18 protein-coding genes are annotated in these 20,207 nt (G+C 41.1%); 13 read left to right on the top strand and 5 right to left on the bottom strand.

The genetic code is table 11. The annotated features are described in order from the left end of the window. Positions 1-116 precede the first annotated feature (116 nt). The 6 genes from GOP56_RS10545 to GOP56_RS10520 all read left to right on the top strand — a co-directional run bounded on the left by GOP56_RS10545 (position 117) and on the right by GOP56_RS10520 (position 7,281). Positions 117-1,322, top strand: coding sequence for a M20 metallopeptidase family protein (locus GOP56_RS10545; protein WP_163245535.1), 1,206 nt, complete (start codon positions 117-119; stop codon positions 1,320-1,322). Between the two features lie 64 nt (positions 1,323-1,386). Further along, on the top strand, positions 1,387-2,694 hold the full coding sequence (locus tag GOP56_RS10540; RefSeq protein ID WP_101668841.1) for an MFS transporter: 1,308 nt from the start codon (positions 1,387-1,389) through the stop codon (positions 2,692-2,694). Next, positions 2,691-4,025 (top strand): CapA family protein, encoded by a 1,335-nt coding sequence (locus GOP56_RS10535; RefSeq protein WP_163245534.1) that lies wholly within the window; start codon positions 2,691-2,693, stop codon positions 4,023-4,025. Before GOP56_RS10540 ends, GOP56_RS10535 begins: the two co-directional genes overlap by 4 nt. Before the next feature lie 122 nt (positions 4,026-4,147). Next, on the top strand, positions 4,148-5,080 hold the full coding sequence (locus tag GOP56_RS10530; RefSeq protein ID WP_163245533.1) for a manganese-dependent inorganic pyrophosphatase: 933 nt from the start codon (positions 4,148-4,150) through the stop codon (positions 5,078-5,080). 196 nt (positions 5,081-5,276) lie between these two features. Next, positions 5,277-6,689, top strand: a complete 1,413-nt coding sequence (locus GOP56_RS10525) for a DNA-binding protein (protein ID WP_163245532.1) — start codon at positions 5,277-5,279, stop codon at positions 6,687-6,689. Between the two features lie 361 nt (positions 6,690-7,050). Continuing rightward, on the top strand, positions 7,051-7,281 hold the full coding sequence (locus tag GOP56_RS10520; RefSeq protein ID WP_003338796.1) for an aspartyl-phosphate phosphatase Spo0E family protein: 231 nt from the start codon (positions 7,051-7,053) through the stop codon (positions 7,279-7,281). A gap of 725 nt (positions 7,282-8,006) precedes the next feature. Here GOP56_RS10520 and GOP56_RS10515 read toward each other — a convergent pair. Then, positions 8,007-8,372 carry a helix-turn-helix domain-containing protein gene (locus tag GOP56_RS10515; protein WP_003338800.1) on the bottom strand — a complete coding sequence of 122 codons (366 nt, stop codon included), beginning with the start codon at positions 8,370-8,372 and terminating at the stop codon, positions 8,007-8,009. A gap of 333 nt (positions 8,373-8,705) precedes the next feature. On the opposite strand from GOP56_RS10515, the gene ytaF reads away from it, so the two are divergent. The 3 genes from ytaF (at position 8,706) to GOP56_RS10500 (ending at position 10,841) form a co-directional block, all read left to right on the top strand. Beyond that, a complete protein-coding gene (gene ytaF / locus GOP56_RS10510) occupies positions 8,706-9,338 on the top strand; it encodes a sporulation membrane protein YtaF (RefSeq protein ID WP_163245531.1) in 633 nt (210 codons plus the stop codon). 241 nt (positions 9,339-9,579) lie between these two features. Then, the gene (locus GOP56_RS10505) at positions 9,580-9,912 is read left to right on the top strand and encodes a winged helix-turn-helix transcriptional regulator (RefSeq protein WP_003338802.1); all 333 of its coding nucleotides are present in this window, start codon (positions 9,580-9,582) and stop codon (positions 9,910-9,912) included. Between the two features lie 215 nt (positions 9,913-10,127). Next, entirely contained in the window at positions 10,128-10,841 is a 714-nt protein-coding gene (locus tag GOP56_RS10500; protein ID WP_163245530.1) for an SDR family oxidoreductase, read from the top strand. Positions 10,842-12,000: 1,159 nt separating this feature from the next. On the opposite strand, the gene GOP56_RS10495 is transcribed toward GOP56_RS10500, so the two are convergent. From GOP56_RS10495 to GOP56_RS10480, 4 genes are all read right to left on the bottom strand, one after another. After that, complete coding sequence (locus GOP56_RS10495; protein ID WP_096887451.1) at positions 12,001-12,885, bottom strand: EamA family transporter; 885 nt, start codon at positions 12,883-12,885, stop codon at positions 12,001-12,003. A gap of 102 nt (positions 12,886-12,987) precedes the next feature. Beyond that, positions 12,988-14,160, bottom strand: a complete 1,173-nt coding sequence (locus GOP56_RS10490; protein WP_163245529.1) for a pyridoxal phosphate-dependent aminotransferase — start codon at positions 14,158-14,160, stop codon at positions 12,988-12,990. Positions 14,161-14,207: 47 nt separating this feature from the next. After that, positions 14,208-15,845 carry a pyridoxal phosphate-dependent decarboxylase family protein gene (locus GOP56_RS10485; RefSeq protein WP_163245528.1) on the bottom strand — a complete coding sequence of 546 codons (1,638 nt, stop codon included), beginning with the start codon at positions 15,843-15,845 and terminating at the stop codon, positions 14,208-14,210. A 431-nt stretch (positions 15,846-16,276) separates the two neighbouring features. Next, a complete protein-coding gene (locus tag GOP56_RS10480; RefSeq protein WP_163245527.1) occupies positions 16,277-16,642 on the bottom strand; it encodes a helix-turn-helix domain-containing protein in 366 nt (121 codons plus the stop codon). 161 nt (positions 16,643-16,803) lie between these two features. Between GOP56_RS10480 and GOP56_RS10475 the strand changes: the two genes are divergently transcribed. The 4 genes from GOP56_RS10475 to GOP56_RS10465 all read left to right on the top strand — a co-directional run bounded on the left by GOP56_RS10475 (position 16,804) and on the right by GOP56_RS10465 (position 20,194). Further along, positions 16,804-17,043, top strand: a complete 240-nt coding sequence (locus GOP56_RS10475) for a helix-turn-helix domain-containing protein (protein WP_003338810.1) — start codon at positions 16,804-16,806, stop codon at positions 17,041-17,043. A 52-nt stretch (positions 17,044-17,095) separates the two neighbouring features. After that, the gene (locus GOP56_RS10470) at positions 17,096-18,394 is read left to right on the top strand and encodes a helix-turn-helix domain-containing protein (RefSeq protein WP_163245526.1); all 1,299 of its coding nucleotides are present in this window, start codon (positions 17,096-17,098) and stop codon (positions 18,392-18,394) included. Positions 18,395-18,397: 3 nt separating this feature from the next. Beyond that, positions 18,398-18,532: a hypothetical protein gene (locus tag GOP56_RS24195; RefSeq protein ID WP_256380012.1), complete on the top strand. Its 135-nt coding sequence runs from the start codon at positions 18,398-18,400 to the stop codon at positions 18,530-18,532. A gap of 249 nt (positions 18,533-18,781) precedes the next feature. Next, complete coding sequence (locus GOP56_RS10465) at positions 18,782-20,194, top strand: DNA-binding protein (RefSeq protein ID WP_163245525.1); 1,413 nt, start codon at positions 18,782-18,784, stop codon at positions 20,192-20,194. Positions 20,195-20,207: the final 13 nt, after the last annotated feature.

Raw genomic sequence — 20,207 nt, 5'->3', positions numbered from 1 at the left:
CGCGTACTATATTGCTACTTCTTTCCTTGCGATGTGTTCATACAGAAAGTACAATAGGTAATAACTGATAATTCTGATAAAATATAGTAAATTTTTTAGAAAAAGGAGGAGAGCCGATGCTACATCAGGCATGCACCAAATTAGAAGAACTGTATTCAGAAATGGTTGACTTACGCCGGGATTTTCATATGTATCCGGAGCTGTCTTTTCAAGAGGTGGAGACACCGAGAAAAATTGCAGCTTATTTGAGAAAGCTTGGTATTGAAGTACAAGAAGGGGTTGGCGGGCGAGGAATTGTTGCTAAGATTTATGGAAAAAAACAGAAGAGCCCAGAAGAGCAAGGGAAAACGGTGGCGTTTCGAGCCGATTTTGATGGGCTCCCGATTCAGGATGAGAAGCAGGTGGAATATAAATCAAGGGTCCCTGGAGTCATGCATGCATGTGGTCATGATATCCATACAGCGGCTTTGTTGGGAACAGCTACGATCATAAAAGAGTATGAGCAAGAATTTAGTGGAACAGTGGTTCTGATCTTTCAGCATGCTGAGGAATTAGTCCCAGGTGGAGCGATCTCGATGATAGAGGATGGCTGCCTGAATGGAGTGGATGTTATTTATGGGGCCCATGTATTCTCAGGACTACCACTGGGAGTGATTGGCGTACAGGAAGGATATATGCTGGCCGCGGGCGATGAATTTCAAATTGAAATTCGGGGCAAAGGAGGACACGGTGCAAGTCCTCATGAGTCTATTGACCCCATAGTGATTGGTAGCCAGCTTATTTTGAATTTGCAGCAAGTGGTAAGCAGACGTGTAGATCCTCTGCAACCGGCCGTATTAACGATAGGCTCCTTTCAAAGTGGCGCTACTTACAATGTAATTCCAGACACTGCACAGATTCTGGGAACAGTGCGAACATTTAGTGAGGAAACCCGTACTGGTATCGAGCAAGCTATGCAGAAGATCGTCCAGCATACGGTTGAGGGCGCTGGCGCGACCGCGCAATTTACGTACCGCAAAGGCTATCCATCTGTCTGGAATGATCCTGTAGAGACCAAGAGAGTGGAGGCGATCGCGAAGCAGCTAGTCGGGAATGAGCGAGTGATCCGTGTTCCACCACAGATGGGTGGGGAGGACTTCGCTTATTATTTACAAAAAACGTCAGGTAATTTTATTGGTGTAGGAGGCGGGAATAGTGAAATAAATGCTACATATCCGCACCATCATCCGATGTTTGATGTGGATGAACGCTCGATGCTACAGATCGGCAAGCTATTTTTGGGCTTATTTGCTGAGCATTTCGTTCTTTCTGATGAAGCCTAAGGAATAGTCACAACAACCTGAACAGCACGAAGGGACCAGAGAAAAAGTGTAGGAGGAGTCTCTGATGGCATGGGTAACGGTAGTGTTTCTATTTGTTTTATACATGATTAACTATCTGGATAAATCGATTGCTGGATATTCCGCTACCCAAATTATTCAGGAGATGACGCTTAGCCCAACAGAATGGGGATTGGTAGGTAGCAGTTTTTTCTGGTTTTTTGCTATTGCTGGTGTCATTGGGGCGGGGATATCTGACAGGATAGGCACGAAAAAAATGCTGATGATCCTAGCGATTTGCTGGACGGTTGTACAGGCTGGCTCACTTGTCATTACAAGCTTACCTATCTTAATAATGGCGAGGGTTTTGCTAGGAATCGGAGAAGGACCTACATGGCCAGTTATTGTTAGTCATCTTAGCAAGTGGTTTCCAGCCGAGCGGCGAGGTTTTATTTTTGCCTTGTTAACGCTGGGGGCGTCCATTGGTTCTAGTTTGTTTACTCCTGCTTTGGTATCGTCTATAGAACACTGGGGATGGAGATGGGCTTGGGCTGCACTGGGAGCTGTAAGCTTCGTCTGGGTCATTTTCTGGCTGGTAGGTGGAAAGGAGCATCCAGATCAGATAGATGTGTCTAAAAATCCGGTATCCTCAAAGAACCATTCTGTACAAATTCCAACAATCCAGTCTGTCAGGAAAGCCCCCTCATTGCATTGGTCGGATGTTCGTCACACCCTATTATCAAAAGATTTCTTATTTTCCTTCCTACTTTACTTTGCACAGATGTGGGGTGTGACCTTTGTCTTGGTTTGGTTACCAACGTATCTAGTGAATGTAATGAAGCTGACCTCTACTCAGATGAGCACATCTATTGCCGTGATCGGCTTACTCTCTGGACTAATCACGTTGTTAGCTTGTATGCTGGCAGACCGTTTGTTTCAAAGAACGAAGCTAATACGCCGTTCTTATGTGACAGTCGGAGGTATTTCTGTTCTGACAGGAGGTATTCTATTTAGCTTGGTTCCGTTGTTTCAATCTCCGACCATTTTGATTGCCCTTTTTTGTCTTGGAATAGGATTAACGACAACAGCAGGCAGTCTTGCTTCTGTGATTGGAAGTACGCTGTTACCTGAGCGAACAGGTTTAATCATGGGAGTCATGTCTGGACTAGTCACGTTGGCAGGAATGATTTCTCCGCTTGTGACAGGAGCCATCGTTGAAGCTGCTGGAGCTAATCTAACGAATGGATTTCATCAGGTCCTACTTCTAAATGCTTTTATTTATGCTACTAGTGGTTGTCTGTTCCTTTTATTTGTAAAACGTAAGGAGCAGGTCAAATTATCTCATAGCGCTAATGGGGAGGGAAAGTATTCGTGAATTCTATCATGACCTTCGTAGCTACAGGGGATTATCTTCAAACAAGACGGGTGCCGAGTTATCAGGAGCATAGCTTTAAGGAGATTGCAAAGCTGATTGGCCAGGCAGATGTGCGCTTGACTAACTTAGAGATGCACGTTTCTTACAATGAAGGCACCCCTAATGCGATTTCTGGCGGTACTCATGTGCAAACAACTCCTGATCGATTAAAGGACCTAGTCGCATACGGCTTTAATTTAGTGGGAACGGCCAATAACCACTCCATGGATTTTAGTCACGATGGCCTGCTACTTACCAACAAATATTTGCGAGAAGCAGAAATATTGCACGCAGGAATGGGGGCAAATCTGTTTGAAGCAGGTCGACCTGCTTATTTGGATACCCCTGCTGGTCGAGCAGCGCTCATCTCAGTGACCTCCTCCTTTCATCAAACACATCTGGCTTCCGAACAGCGCCGTGACGGGAAAGGTCGTCCTGGTGTAAATGGACTTAGGCATGTGAAAAAACATTTAGTTTCGCAGGCTGATTTTGAGGTGCTGAAACGAATCGCTAGTCAGACTGAGGTAAATGCTTTATACGAAATGCTAGTAGAAGAGGCATTTCTGTCCCCCTTGCCAAAGGGAGTTTTACCATTTGGCTATGATATTTATGGATATCCGGCTATTTTTTATGCAGGAGAAAAAGAGAAATTGCTCACAATGCCGCATGAGCAGGATATGAAACGCCTGGAGGCTAGCATTGATGATGCCTCACGTCAATCGGATTATGTTATCGTAAGCTTTCACGCTCATGAAATGAAAGGGACAAATAAACAGCTTCCGGCTGATTTTGTAGAGATCGCTTGTCGCAGGTTCATTGATGCAGGGGCCCACGCGGTAGTCGGGCATGGTCCGCATACGCTGCGAGGTATCGAGATTTACCAAAATCGACCGATTTTTTATAGCCTAAGCAATTTTATTTTTCAGGATGAAACGCTGGAGGTTTTACCACAGGAATTTTATGATGCTAACTCACTCCCGCATGATATGACCATTATGCAGGCCATGGATTCGAAAACCGACCAAGGGACAAAAGGCTTACTGACGATTCCTGAGGTTATGGAGTCGGTCATCGCCTCATGGAGCATGGAGAACGGACAAATAAAAGAAATCATCTTGCACCCCATTGAACTCGGATGTGGTAAAAAACGCCATCAGAATGGGTTTCCCAAGCTAAGCAGGAATGAAGCTATTGTAAAACGAGTAGCAGAGCTATCAAAGCCATATGGAACAGAGATTCAGGTTTCGGATGGGATTGGAGTTGTACATATCACACCAACAAAATTGGAATAAAAGTGTAAAGTTTTACAGAAGGATTCAAAAACATGTATTTTATATTTATAATGAAAATGGAGAGGATCATAACTCCTATGCTATGATAATTTTATCTAAAACACCGAATAAGGAGAACGATTATGGAAAAAACACTAATTTTTGGACATAAAAACCCAGACACAGATACGATTTGTTCAGCTTTGATTTATGCAGATTTAAAGACAAAAGTAGGAGCAAACGTGGAGCCTGTTCGTTTAGGAAACATGAACGGAGAAACAGAATTTGTGCTCAAATACTTTAATGTGGAGGCTCCTCGCTTAGTAGAAACAGTAACGACAGAAGCTCAAGATGTAATCCTAGTAGACCACAATGAGCGTCAACAAAGTGCCAACGACATCGATCAGGTTCGCGTGGTTGAGGTTATTGATCATCACCGTATCGCTAACTTTGAGACAAACCACCCATTGTATTTCCGTGCTGAGCCGGTTGGATGCACGACTACTATTTTAAATAAAATGTATAAAGAAAACGGTGTAGAGGTAACGAAAACGATTGCTGGTCTTATGCTTTCCGCAATCATTTCTGACACTCTATTGCTTAAATCCCCAACTTGCACAGAACAAGATGTGAAAGCTGCTCATGAACTAGCTGAGATTGCTGGCGTTGATTTGCAAAGCTATGGCTTGGAAATGTTAAAAGCAGGTGCAGACCTTAGCGATAAAACCATTAGCGAATTAATTTCTCTCGATTCAAAAGAGTTTGCTATGGGTAATTCCAAAGTGGAAATCGCTCAGGTAAACGCAGTTGATGTAAACGATGTGTTAGCTAATCAGGCTGAAATTGAAGCGCATCTAGCTTCTATCATTGAGAAAAAAGGGTTAGATATGTTCCTATTTGTCGTAACGGATATCCTAAATAATGATTCCGTAGGTCTTGCGGTAGGTCGAGCAGCAAAAGCTGTCGAGCAGGCATTCAATGCGACATTGGAAGATAACAAAGTGCTTCTAAAAGGTGTTGTGTCCCGTAAGAAGCAAATTGTACCAGTATTAACAGAAGCATTCAGCAAGATGTAATTCCAAAAAACTGATTTCATCAATAAAATCAAGGCTTCCTTCGCAGTGTGATCGGCTGATCTCACAGAAAGGAAGTCTTCTTTCATTTGTCGAAAAATATAAAATTTTACATTTTTTGAGATTTTAGTAGCGAATTCTCTGAAATAAATGTAAAATATAGTAAAATATTGATATTTCGTTAAAAAGGAGTGTTTACATGGTCGGGAGTAATCATGTGATGGTGCGATCGATACGGTCGGAAATTGAATATCGCATCAAATCATATAACTACACGCTTAGTAAACTCAGTGAATTGACTAATATCAATGCCGGGCACTTGAGTGGGTTCTTGAAAGGAAACCCTATTCGGGCATTAACTATTGATCAATTAAATGCGATTGGACGAGCTTTTGGAGAACCTACCGGATGGCTGTACGATTTATATGTAGAGGAATGCTTTCAAAGAGGGAAGGTCTCAAAGCGACGAGTAAGACCCTATCTGGTGCAATGTGCAGAGCTAGGGAGACATGACTGTATACAGATGGTAATCCCGCAATTGTTGGAGGACCCTAAAAACATCGAGGTTCTCTTTGCTGTAGCAGAACAGCTTTTCTATAAGGGAAAACAGAAGGAATCCGCTTATTTTTACCAGTTGGTGGTTGATAACGAAAAAAATAGCCATTCAGAAAGGGCAGTTATCAGTCAATATCGTTTATTTCGAGCCTTACTTGGAAACAATGCCGAGGAGAATGGGAAAGCTGTTATTCGTTTCGAACCGTTTCGAAGGCGGCTCTCGGAAGGTCACCAATTAGATGCGTTATTGCATCTAGCCAATGTGAGCTTTACTTTGCATAAATGGAAAGAAGTAGAGAAATATGCAGACGAACTAAGAGAATTAGCTACCTTAGTATACGAAAATGAACGAAATAAGCAGAAAAATAATAGAAAAGGTGAGCCTCTTAAAACAGAGCGACATTTGGTTGTTTATTATGGACAAGCCTATTTATTAAAGTCAGAAGCTTTAGAAAAGCAAGGCTTATACAAAAAAGCAAATGAGTACGCTGCTGGTTATGCTGATTTAGGCTGGTTTGATAATCTTGATGAAATGGGTCAAAAGGAGGTACAGAAGTTCCGCTTATGGGCCCGCGCAAACAGATATACCTTTGACCTGCTCATGGGACAATTAGATATTCTTCCAGATTATATTGCTTTTCTGGAGGTAAACCCAACGGAGCTTCTTGCCGGTCTAGTGACCATTGTTGAATCTGCAAATAAATATAATTTTACAATAGATAGCATCATAGAGAAATTTTCAATAGAGATAAGCTGCTTCGATGGATACAAAGACACGATTAATGTCGAACGTCATCTGCGGTTCAGGTATCAGTTAGCGATTTACCAGTTCAAAAATGAACGTTTCCATAGTGGAATAGTCGAAACTCTACGATGTCTCACTTTATCTACAGCTACGAACGATCACAAGAATTTTATACGCTGCGTAACACTTTTTGAAGCACATAGATACCACGCAACAGAGCAACAGGAACAAGAGTACAAAAAAATTATGGAGGAGGTAAGGAATGATGAAAGTCTTTTTGCTTTCGCTGGTAATGATCTTTGGGTTGTGTAGTCAGGTGACAGTAGCAGAAGCAATGGCAAAAGATAGAGTGATTCAATACGATCATGGGATTGGTGGATAAAAAATATCCATTGACCTATTTCTACAAAGCACACCTTCTATCAGGAAGGGTGCTTTTTTTTTGTATGTAACCAAAGAAGAGTTCTAGGAATATATCGGTAAAAAATTTTTTATGTTAAAAAATGGGTAAAATAGGTTATTTTTACAGTATTTTTCAAAATGGGTTTTTTGGAATAATAGGTTATAGTGTAAATAAGACATTTGATCTAAAAAGGAGGAGGTTGATATTAAAGACATCAAAAAGGTAGAGGACGTTCTACTCTACCATAGGAAAAGAACGGTTAGAACGAATGTGAAATTCTCTGCCCCTATCAAATCTAGTAATCCCTTATCAGGGAAACGTATTCAAAGCTATCAGACTGAGGATGAGCTCCACACGGATACGGAGAATCTCAGGAAAAAATTAGTCGAGCTTGTTTGCAAAGAAGGTACTTTCTCAAGCCTCGCAGTGTTAGAGATGAGCCAACAGCTAGATGAGTATATTGTCCATATGCAAAAAAGGATAAAATCCTATAAACACTAATGTTGTCTGTTCAAATGTCTACGGTTCCTATAGCACGTATCAAGCTTGCTATTGCTTTGTCTAGTTTGTAGAAATGCACGCAATCTTGTGCGGCTTCGGCCAACGGGAAGAAGCTGTGGATGCCGTACTCAAGCGGTAAAAAATGAAGCCCAGTACGAGGCAGCAACCAGCAAGCCAAATCAAGAGGAATGTCAATCTTTTGTGCAGAAGATATCTAGAAGGCACTCCTGCGTTGGCAAAAAACTGCAAGTCTACCATAGGAGGCGAGACAATCTATATTAATTTCGGAACCATCACTGCAAATCGAAACCAAACCATATGGGCGCCTTTCTCACGCTCCAAACAGTTACTTGTCAAACAAAATCCGCAATGATCCATGCCAATCCTAGCCGGCGCCCATCCTTTTACGTTGGTAAGCGTTATGCTGACGACCACACAGCCCCCAACCATTTCTCAAGTTCCTGTAAGTTTAGCCAATGAAATACCAGTACGAATAGTTACCGTGGCCGCATACTCGTATCGTTTTTTCCGAATCCTAGCTTTAGCAACACACGGAGGTAGATGATAAGCCAGAAGTAACAGCTTATCAGTACGATAAAAATTTACATCCCTATTATATATCAGAAAATTCTGGAATAGAAGACGGATAACACATCATTATGGGCATTTTGTATGACCTGTAGTAACGACTGGTGAAGCAAAAGGCCCGTATCTAGTCTACGAGCCTACTCGTCATGATTTTTCTGTTTTTGTTCTGCTAGATATGCTAGAAAACGGACATGCTCTAGTGCTTTTTGTTTATCCTCTTCCGAAAGCTTATCCAATTCAGATAGAAATAGTGCTTCAAATGCAGAATAAGGGCTGGCCGTTTCTTTGACTAGACCGGGGCGTCTGTTGTCAAAAAGAATGCAATCCGCAGATACCTCCAGCGCTTCTGCTAGACGGGAAATATCATCATGATTGGGATTTGTATAGGATCTCTCCCAGTTAGAAATCACTTGTGATGAAACATTTACACGTGCAGCCAACTCCTGCTGCGTCCACTTCTTCTGTTTTCGGAGAGCTTTGATTCGTAGTCCGATCGTTGGCATTCTTGTCACCTCTTTACCCAAATAATAGCAAGAACTAACGCATTTAGGTAGTTTACTAACGATAATTGAGAGGGTGACAAAAAATAACAATTAAAGAAACGAGTTACGTTATTTGAATAGATACAAGCTTTTAGATGCAATCCAGTTGTTTTTGGAGCGTGTCAAAAGGTCAAAGCATGATTATTCGTGAACGTGATAAGCATGGAATATTATTATAAAGCGAAAAGAAACAAACAGTGTTGATTTTTTATCAACAGGTATGTAACAAAATGGCACTTTTTATCAACATTCCTAATACAATACAAAAAACAATGTTTAGGAGTGGAATTAAAAATGAATTGGCTTCTCATACTAGGATTTGCTGTTTCATCGAGTCTCGATAATCTTGGTGTCGGAATATCGTATGGAATACGCAATATTCGCATCGGCTTTCTTTCCAACTGTGTAATTGCTTGTATATGCTTTCTTTTGAGTGAAATTGGGATTTATTTCGGTCAGCTCCTGTCAGCTATATTACCTGGAATACTTCCCGTTCTAATAGGGGCTCTGTTATTATTCGTCATTGGCGTACGGATTATCTTATTGGCATTTCCCGGTAAAAAACTGGCTTTGGCAGTATCAAGCGAAGGTAGAGCGAACACCAAAAGCATCAAGGGCATTCTGGAAAATCCTGAAGAGGTGGACCTAGACAAATCAGGAGAAATTGGTGTGGGGGAAGCGTTTATTTTGGGAATAGCCCTTGCTGCAAATGCTGTTACCAATGGGTTAAGTGCAGGGCTAATGGGCTTATCTCCGCATGCGATTTCGATAACTGCCGCGATAGGTAGCTTCATCACGGTCTGGGCAGGAGTTGCCTTAGGAAAAAAAGTAGCATCAGTTCGGATTGCTTCTTTTACCTTAGGTCAATTCGGCACCATCATAAGTGGAGTGATGCTTTTGGTGATCGCGGCTAACACTTTGATGTAGCTTTTACCCAACATGTTTGACAAGAAAAGCAACTGCTTACGGCACAGCAGTTGCTTTTTGCTATGGATAGTCGATGCAGTTTCGTATGTTGAAAAAACAGGAATGAACAAGAGAGGGAGCATCATATACACCTACTTTCTTTTGGAAAGTAAATATTTCTAGCCTATAGGTACGAAAGGATATTAATGTGATAAGATGCAGTAAATCAATCGAATCATGTTACAGGAGGAGATGCGTGAGTATGGTAGAGCCTATTGTACTAACGAAGGGAACGCCAGGAGAAATCTGTCCCATTGCCAAAACACTCGACATAATTGGTACGAAATGGACTTTTTTAATCATTCGAGATCTGCTTATTCAGGGAACGATGAGATTTAGCGATCTTATCAAATCAACGGATGGCATTAGTCCCAAAACATTATCGCTTCGTCTCAAGGAACTGGAGATACAAGGGATAGTAGTAAGAAAGGTGTACCCAGAAGTTCCTCCACGTGTGGAATATACGCTAACGGATAAAGGGAAACAATTAGAAGGCATTTTCATTGAGCTGAAGCGATTTGGATTAACTCTGTAAAATCCGATACATTTTATTAAGAAAAAGGACCTTTGGGGTTCTTTTTTGTTATCTAAAGACTTTGCATAAAAAAAATAGTACGCTTCTATACCTTGCTACATCAAAAACTTACCAAAATGTAACTTTGTGAATGAAATATCACTTCTTCAAATCAGAAATGTTTGGAACTACAATGATCTCGGACACAAAATGTTTTGAAAAGGAGGAGTGACAGCATGTTGAAAGGTAAAAAAGTTGTGGTTATTGGCGGAAGCTCTGGAATAGGATTAGAAACGGCTAAGCTAGCGCAAGCAGAAGGAGCTGATGTTGTCATTGCCAGCCGTTCTGAGGAGAAGCTGCAGAAGGCTAAAACAAAGCTGAGCGGTAAGGTAACAACCTATACGCTGGATATTACCCAAGAGAAGCAGGTTCAATTCTTTTTCCAGCAGATAGGTACGCTTGACCATTTAGTCATTACTGCTGCTGAAACCTCTGGAGGTTCATTTCTTGAAATGGACGTGGATCAAGCACGGCAGTTGTTTGATCATAAATTTTGGGGGCAATACTACGCCGCTAAATATGGAACACCTCACATAGCCACAAATGGTTCCATCACCTTATTTTCCGGAGTGGTTGCCTATAAATCTATGATTGGATCGGCTACCCTTGGAGCTGTTAACGCAGCCGTTTCCAATCTAGGGCAAACGTTAGCCTTAGAATTATCACCTGTGCGTGTGAATATCGTCTCTCCAGGTATCATTGATACGCCGTCACGCAGTAAAATGCCTCAAGAAGCACGAAATAGCTTTTATGAAGCTGTGGCAAGCAAGCTCCCAGTCAAACGGATCGGCCAACCAGTAGATGTAGCACAGGGAGTGATGTATTTGCTCCACAATGATTTTGTTACGGGGACCACTTTGCATATTGAAGGCGGACATATTCTTCTATAACCGAAAAACCCCTTCTCGTAGAGGCATAAAGCATGCTTATCTATGAGAAAGAAACAGCATTTAAAAAAGCTAAAGATTAGTTGATTACAGATGAAAATAGTGTTAGTAAAAGTGAATACGAAAAAGTTTGGAAAAACAATTGGTATAAAAATTGATGATACTCCTTCTGTGCCAAGTTAGCTATTAATTCGTTTAATAAGAAACACAGCAATCGTCAATTCTAGTGTGAGGTTCTGAATGACGATTGCTGTGCGATTTTTATATTATTCCCCAATACTACGCGCCTATTAAATCAAGCAAAGACAGTTGATCTTGGATAAAATAGTATAAGTATGTAATCCAACATACAAATAAAACTGCTGAGAATACAATATAACGTTTGTTCTGAATGAAAGCTCCTCTAAAGAAGAAGAAGAGTGCAAATAAAAAGCCTAATAAAATAATCACTATTTCTATTATCATGGCTTAGTCAGGGATTAAAACCTATGTATATTTCAATATTTTTCTAAAATAAAATATACAGTAACTATTTTGTTACTCCCTTCTTTCTCCACCTCTCATATTCCAAGTATATGTTTATTCATATTGGGGTTCCGCCATCATGTACCAATTCCTTAATATGATTTCCAAACGCTTAACGTGTTTTTTCGGGACTACCCCAGATTATAAGATAATCTTTAAATTGATGCACCTTTAACCGGAGGAAGAAGCCGTCAAGGGAAAGGGTGGAGATTTTTGCAAAGAAAAAATACAACCCGACCTTGACGAGCGGGTCTATCCACCAACGCTATCCAGTCAGGTTGGCAGAGCCATCCCTGCGCCCCCTTTAAGGGGGGAGTCAGGATTTCATAAGGTCTTTGCCTTTGGTCGACGCCCACTCACGGGGGCTAGAATCCCTTTTTTAATCAATACATTCATTATTGGTAGGTGAAAGTCTTTTGGTATGTGTTCTGTTTTAACCTTTCGTTCGAGAACGATATGCGCTCTTGTAGCGTTCTTGTTCTATCCGTTTGACTTCTCTATCAATCTGATCGTATACATAATGAACAGATCTCCATATGCCACTAAGTGCGGAGTGTTGTTCCCGGAACAAACTAATCTCCTTGGTCTAAGGGGGGCTGTCTTATAACCAGCTTTCTCTTTCGTCCCAGGCGTGGGCTTACATGCTTGATCTGGCACGAGCTGTAAAGTGAGCTAGCTGTGGAAGGGCAATGCCGATAAAAATAAAGCCCACGCCTATCCATTGCGATGCAGAGACCGCTTCTTTTAAAATCAGCACAGATAAAATAACGGTAACGGGTAATTCGGCTGTCGCTAAAATCGTAGCTAGTCCCGAGCCGATTTTTGGAATCCCGATGGAAAAAGCAATTGAAGGAATCACAATACTAAAGGTTCCTAAGGCTAGTGCATATTTCCATAGACCTTTTTCCAGCGCTCCGTCGTAGAGAAAGGTTGGCGGGAAAACGATGAGTATAAGCACTAATGCGCCAGCTATCAGGAATACACTTCGAGGAAAAGGCGGAACCTCCACGGCTACTTTTCCGCTTACAAACAGATAACAAGCAAAAGAGACGGCAGACAATAATCCAAGGAGGATACCGCTTATTTCCAGACTTTGAATGGATTGCTCCAGTAAGCCGCCGGAAAGAGCAGTACCGGCTAGCAAGAATAGCACAGAAATAATTTTTTCTTTTGATGGTAAGGTCCTGGTAGAGATGGCTTCAATAATGATACCGATCCAGACAAATTGAAAAAGCAAAACAATGCCGATAGAAGCGGGGATCGTTTGCAATGCAGCATAATAACAAATGCCGGTGAAGCTAGCTGATGTACCCGCAAAAAATAACGCAATCGCTTTTTTGAGTGGAACGCTCTGGCGAAAAAATAATAAGGTTAGGACAAGCAATAAGAGCCAGCCGGTTACATATTGGCTGCCAATTACCTCGCCTAGTGTAAAGCCCATCTGGTAGGCAAACTTTACAAATATGGCTAATACCCCAATGCTACAAGCTCCTGCTAACACTAAAAAGGAATAACGAAACAAATCGAGCCTCCGTGTAAATGAACGATTTTAGGATATAAGCTGAAAAAATTTTCCGCGCCAAGCACTAGCTAAGTGGTGCTGTGCTCGTCCTCGTCAGCCTTCTTATGTTGCTGCGCTTACTTTTAGCTGTTGCAGACGTGCAATTACCTCTTGTAGCACCTCGATGTCCTTAACCAGTGCAATGCGCACATATCCTGCACCGCCAGCACCAAATCCACTGCCGGGTGAAAGGAGAATGCCTGCTTGGTCTAAGAGATAGCTTACGAAATTCCGATCGCCCATTTCTTCATACTCGCGAGGAATCTTTGTCCAAAGAAAGAAGGATGCAGGTGACTTTTTAACCTCCCAGCCTAACTTTTGCAGCTCTGGGACAAAATAATCCATGCGCTCCTGATAGCGTTTCGTCTGCTCAGATGCGTAGTATTCCATCTGCTCCAGCGCATCTATGGCCACACATTGGAAGGGCAGGAACATTCCAAAATCAACATTGAATTTCATAGTTCGCAACCCCTGCAATACGTGTTTATTTCCTACAGCAAAGCCAATACGCCATCCTGCTACATTGCAAGATTTACTTAAGCTATATAGCTCAACAGCGACATCCCTGCCTCCCGGTAAAGAAAGAATACTAGGAACCTCAGCACCATCATAAGAGATTTCAGCATAGGCTAAATCATGGATGATCACAAAATTAAATTCCTTTGCCAGAGCAATGGCTTCTGCCAAAAACTCTTTCGATAACACAGTTGCTGTTGGATTCCCAGGTGAGCAAAGGACCATCACCTTGGCTTTTTGCAAATCTTCCTGAGAGATCTGTGATAAATCTGGTACAAAGGTTTCTTTTTCACATGGAAAATAGATAGGAACTCCGCCTACTAAATGTAAACAATTCGTATAAACGCTGTAAGAAGGGGAGGGGACGAGGACGCTGTCTCCTTCATCTAATAGAGCAGACAGTAGATAATAAATTCCTTCTTTTGTCCCCAATACATCTAAAACCTCTGTTTCATCACATAAGCTGACTTTGAATCGGCGTGCGTAATAAGCGGCAGCCGCCTTTTTTAGCTTTTTCCCGACGTCTGGAGTAAAATCACCATAGCCATGATAACTGGGATTTGAGATATATTCCTTCAGCTTTTCCATCAATTCTGGATTCGGGGAACCATCTGGATTTCCGATGGCTAAGTTAATAACAGGGCGTGTTTGCCTTTGTAATTGCTCCTCAATAAAGCTAAATGCATCCTCTGGCAGGGTTTGGATATAGGTTCTTGCCATGTAAAGGCTCCTTTCCCGATCATTTTTTAACCTTCCTGATAAAAGAATTAGCGGATTGGTTTTTCTAGGAGACGATTTTCCACTACAATTTCTCCTGAAATCACTTTCATTTCAAATTCATAGATGCAGGAGGCTAATTTACTGACAATCTCTGAGATATGATCCTCTGAAAATAATGACATTGGATAAAGTAAAAATGCAGTCTTCATGCTATCGTCTGGATTCACTTTAAATTCTGGTACAATACTAATTAATGGAACCTCATGCCCTTTATTGGTTTCATTCCAGCAGTATTGAATGAATGTTTTCGCAATTTGGTTTGTATCGAAGTGGGAGGAATGTAAGCGAATCCGATTAAAGGCAATCTGAAACACAAGCTCCCATCCTAAAGAGGCATCATTAATGACAGAGATACCGCTTACTTTTTCAAGCGCATCCTTAAATTTCATATGTAACGTATGTAGCTGGACTAAATATTCCTGAAATCCCACTCTTCCTAACCGGTTCATTGCCACCCAAGCGGCGGCGATCCCATTAGCAGGACGAGAATTTTCGATGGTATAGCGATAGGCGCGGAAGTTACCGAATTCATAGTCGGATTCTCCATAGGTATAGGAGCCTTCATTTAAATGGTTAAAGCATTCATCCGTTTTGGAAACAAAAAAACTTGTTGAATAGGGGCACAAACCATTTTTGTGCATATCGACACCAAACGAATCAAATCGAGAAACACCTTTTACCTTTTCTACTACTCGCTTAATTTTGCGGCGAATTTCAGCATTTTCGATTTTTTGTTCCCATTCGTTATCCCTTACTCCCATAAAAGTAAACCACAGCCAGCCAATAACGCTATCTAAATGAAAATAGGGAAAATAGGTTTGCTTCGTTTCTGCAAATACCTGCTCAACACACTGATATACCTCATTCGTATCATCACAAGCGAAGTTAATCGTGGTTCCACCGCAACATACAACGGCGGCAATTCGCTTTCCTTTAGCGAGCTGCTCGTGCAGAACCTGTTTTAGCTTCGTTACATCCATGCGCCAATCCTCTGTAGTACCAATACGGATGCATTGATCCGCTCCTAAACCAAGTATGGAACAAACATGCTCAACACAATAATGTGCGCCTTCATTTGTTAGGACCACGAGATCATTGGGAATCCCTTCACGTCTTGATTCAGGAGCGATTTTGGAAATGGCTGATTTAATCGCGTAGAAAAGTGTTAATTTCCCACCATTGCAAGAAATCCCATGTGCTTGCTCCCAGCCTACTAAACGGCCAATGGCTCTTGCTATGCGTTGCTCAAATAATATTGTTTTGCCACCAAAGGCATCCATTAAACTATTGGAATTATATAATTGTGTCATTGTTGTCGCTGCCACAGTATCTAACAAGGGTGAGGGCACCATATTAAAGAGCGAATAGGGGGAGTGCGGACGAATACTGCCTTCAAACATTTCAGAAAGGCTATGAAAGACCTCTTCTGTATGTTTTCCCGTTTCCGGCATATAGCTTTTTTCTAGATCTTCCTTATAATGAAAGGTTTGGGCAGAAAATTTTGGATTTAGATGATTCATAGCCTGAAGCTGTTTTTGAAGGAGGGCTGTCTTATTGAAAAATGTCTCTACATTATCTTCGTATGGAAGTAAAAATTCTGTTTCTGGCTTTATGTTTTTGATCATTTCGAAACCTCCAGTAAGAACTGCTAACTATCTTGTGATTTATACATCAACCATTTAGATTTTGACTCAAGGGAGATCGTAAGCGATTTTTTTGTCTGTATGAAGGCTGTTATCTTATGTGGTATCCCTCCTATGCTCAGATGAAGAACGAAATCTTGCATTGTGCTATGCATATAATTTCAATAAATAGCAAATGATCATACTTTTTGAAATTATATTGCTTATAATATAACCTGAAATAGGCTAATTTGTCGATATTTGTATTTAGTCATAATGAAATGAATTTATTTTTGTTAAACTCTTCTGAATTTTTGTTTATGTTTATTTATGAGGAGTATCAAGCAGGTCTTATGGAATCGCAACGATAAAAAGAGGCGGAGTAAGCCTAGGGCATCCTTTGAAAATAAAAAAGCCCGCACATAACATGCGAGCTATTTGTCGTGATCCTGTTGTTGTTGATTTGCCAGATAGCGCAGGTAACGGATGTGTTCCAGCACCTTTTTTCTATCTTCTTCTGATAGCTGTTCTAATTCGGATAAATATAAGGCTTCAAAATCGGAATAGGGACTAGAAGCTTCCTTAACAAGCTTCGTATGCTTGTTGCCAAATAGCATGTAGTCAGCAGAAACGTCTAAGGATGTAGAGAGTCGATAAATATCATCATGATTGGGATTCGTGTAAGCTCTCTCCCAGTTAGAAATGACTTGTGCTGAGACGTTTACACGAGCAGCCAATTCCTGCTGCGTCCATTTTTTCTTTTTCCGCAGCTCTTTGATTCGTTGACCGATCAATGGCATTCTCGTCACCTCTTTAAAAAAATAATATCAGCAACTAACGAATGAAGATAGTTTATTAACGGAATTTGAGAAAGTGAAGAAAAAAGAGCATTGACAGTAACGTGTTCCGTTATTATGATATAGCTATAGGCTCCTAAAAATTGGAATGAGAGGTGCTACATATGGTTCATCAGAATGTCGAGAGAATCAGGCGGGCAAAAGGAATCACTAAGACGCATTTGGCAAAGATATTAGGTCTTTCATTACAAGGATACAGACATATTACGTGCGGGCAGGTGAGGCTTGATGTAGAACGCTTGCAGATTATTGCAAATGTATTAGACGTTGAACCAGGCATTTTTTTTGATGATAAACTAACGGATTCAGTTATAAAATCTATGAACCAATCTAAAACAGCTTGAGAGCGAAAGAATCGTTAGAAATAACGGTAGAAGCTACAAAGGTGGGGAATGGATGAAAGGATTGGCTTTCCAATACCAAACGTTTGGGGAAGGAATGAGAAAACGCAGACAGGACAGGAATTTAAGCCTGTCACAGCTATCCAAAATGACAGGAGTCAGCAAGGGGGTGATATCAAAAATAGAGTGTGGGGAAACCCGCAAACCCGAATGGCGAACCATTAAACCGCTAGCTATTTCCCTACAGATTCCGTGGGAAGAAGTCATTGGCTATTATGCAGAAGTGGAACGGCGCCCTAAGATTTTACTTGATTTGCTCTCCAAATCCATTTCATTACGACAAACCCCACTGATTAAAAAAGTAGCGCTGCGTTTTATTCAACTGCCAACTGAGGATAGTTACGAGCTCATGGAAAAGCTGTATGAGTGCTCCCGTTTGGTTCATGATCTTCCCAGCCGTCTCACTTTATTCAATCTCATCGTAAGCTACGCTAGGGAAAGAGGGATGCAGAAATATCTAGCTAAAGGTCTGTTGCAAATTTATTTGGTGCAGCGGCAGGATTTAAAGAAGCTGGAAGAATCCTTTCAAATGGGAGAGGAGGTGTTGCATTACATTGTATTTTTGGCGCAGGAGGAAAGGATTGATTTCCTTTATAAATTTGCCCTGCAAGCCTATGCATTAAAGAAGTACGAAAAATGTATCGCCCTTAGTAAAGCAGGGATTCGAGAGGATCAGGGCAGTAGTGAATTAAAAGCGAGAGGCTATCTAGCTATGATTAATTCCCTTTCACGATTAGGGCGATACAAAGCTGTAGAGCGGCACCTAGAGCAATTTCAACAGCTTCCTTATTCTTTTGTAACTGAGGCAACCTTACTAACAAGAGCGATTTTACACGCAAGGCGACAAGAGTATCAATTTGCTATCCCATTACTCAAAGAGTGTTTAGACACAAGCAGTCCGTCTTCTAAAATTCATGTGGTAAATGAGCTTCTGGATATTTTCCTTACCATTAATAATGTGAAAGCCTGCGAAGAGTTATTTCATCAAGAAAAAGAGTGGCTGTATGTGAACCTGCAAACACCGTACAAGCATTTATCGGTAGGGAAATATTATCGGTTTAAAGGATTTCATCAAATGAAGGCAGGCTATGTGGATGAGGGGTTTGAGAGTTACAGCAAGAGTCTGCTGGTCTATGCAAAACTAAATGCTTTTTTTGAAATGAATGAATGCATCAATGATATCTTGGCTCATTTTGTAGCTTGCTCCAAGGCTATAACGGTAAAGCAAATCGAACAATTGCAACGTGTGTATCAACAGATTGTTTCTGAAAACTATCAGAGTAGGGGTGCGTAATCTATGAAAAAAGTAATAGGTATGCTTTTGATGTCTGTAACAATGCTTGTAACGGTCACACTTACTGATTCAGTGGTTCCTACATCAAGCGGGACAAGCCTTCAGGTTCAACCATCTGATTATGATCCAGGCTATTAAAATCTGCGTTTTGTAAAGCTGTAAATCAGCGAAACACAGGAGCGTTTGCCAGAAAAGCGCTCCTGTGTAAAAAGGGTAGTAGCAGATGGACGTTTCGGTTATGAGGATAGGCTGTACGGAAACCTAAGTAGAAAAGAGCGGCCGTTTCCAGCTATCTAAGGCCGAAGATAGTCCGATCGAATTTACGAGGTCTACAGGAGGTACAGCTTTAGCTACAAATAGATACGATTGCTTAAAAGGAGTGGTTACATGATTGATCGTAATCATGTTAGGGCGCGATCCATACGTAAGGAAATTGAACATCGTCTCCAATTACATGACTACACTCTGAGTAAATTAAGTGAGTTATCCCATATCAATAATGGGCATCTAAGTGGTTTTTTGAATGGAAATCCTGGCAGGACATTAACGGTTGCACAATTAGATTCAATTGCAAATGTATTTGATGAGCCTCCTGGCTGGCTGTATGACTTGTATATTGATGAATGCTTTCCAAAGGGAAGAGTATCTAGGAGAAGAGTATGTCCCTATCTGATTAGATGTGCCGAGCTAGACAGACATGACTGCATTCAGCCCGTTGTCTCAGCCTTATTGGAGCAACGCAAAAACATCGAAATCCTTTTTTATGTAGCCGAACAGCTATTTCAACATGGGAGGCAGGAAGAATCAATCTACTTTTATCAGTTAGTGATTGATAATGAAAAGGACAGCTATTCAGACCGATTTATTATGAGTCACTATCGTTTATTTCGTTCCTTGCAGGAAACCGATATGGAGGAAAACTGGAAAGCTGTTATCCGATTTGAAGCATATCGCAAAAGATTATCTGAGCGTCATCAGTTGGATGCACTTCTACAGCTAGCTAATGTATGCTTTACATTACATAAGTGGAAAGAAGTGGAGAAGTACGGAGATGAACTAAGGAAATTAGCTGCTCTGGTTTACCAAAAGGAACTTTCCAAGCTAAAGAATAATCGATACTATCAGCCACTTAAAACCGAGCGTCATTTGGTCGTTTATTATGGACAGGGATATCTGTTAAAGGCAGTGTCTCTGGAAAAACAAGGGCATTACGAACAAGCCAAGGAATATGTCTCTGGCTACGCTGATCTTAGCTGGTTTGAACTGCTAGACGATTCTGGACAAGAAGAGGTCGAAAAATTCAATCTGTGGGCTACCGCAAACATGTATACATTAGACATGCTCATGGGAAATACAAGTGTTCTCGCTGACTACATTGCCTTCCTTGAGGATCACCCTACGGAAATATTATCCGGCGTAGTAACAATTATGAAATCAGCCAACCAGCATGGTTTTTTAATAGATCATCTATTAGAGAAATTTTCGGCAGAAATACGTACCTTTGAACATTCCCATGATTCCATTTGTGTAGATCGACATCTCCGGTTTCGATATGATCTGGCTATTTACCATTTTCAAAATGAACGGTTTGAAAGTGGAATAATAGATACTCTCCGCTGTCTGGATTTGTCCATCGTGATGAATAATCAGAAGAAGTTTATCCAATGTGTAACACTTTTTGAAGCATATAGATATCACGCCACAGAACTACAAAAAAGAGAGTATAAAAAATTGTTGGAGGAGGTGAGAAAGGATGAAGGGATTTTTGCTATCGCTAGTAATGGCTTTTGGAATGTTTAGTCAAGTAGCAGAT

The sequence above is a fragment of the Brevibacillus sp. 7WMA2 genome, assembly GCF_010748895.1.
GTDB lineage: Bacteria > Bacillota > Bacilli > Brevibacillales > Brevibacillaceae > Brevibacillus_B > Brevibacillus_B halotolerans.
Note: the sequence above shows the minus strand (reverse complement) of the source record. Positions and strands in the feature narration are given on the sequence as shown.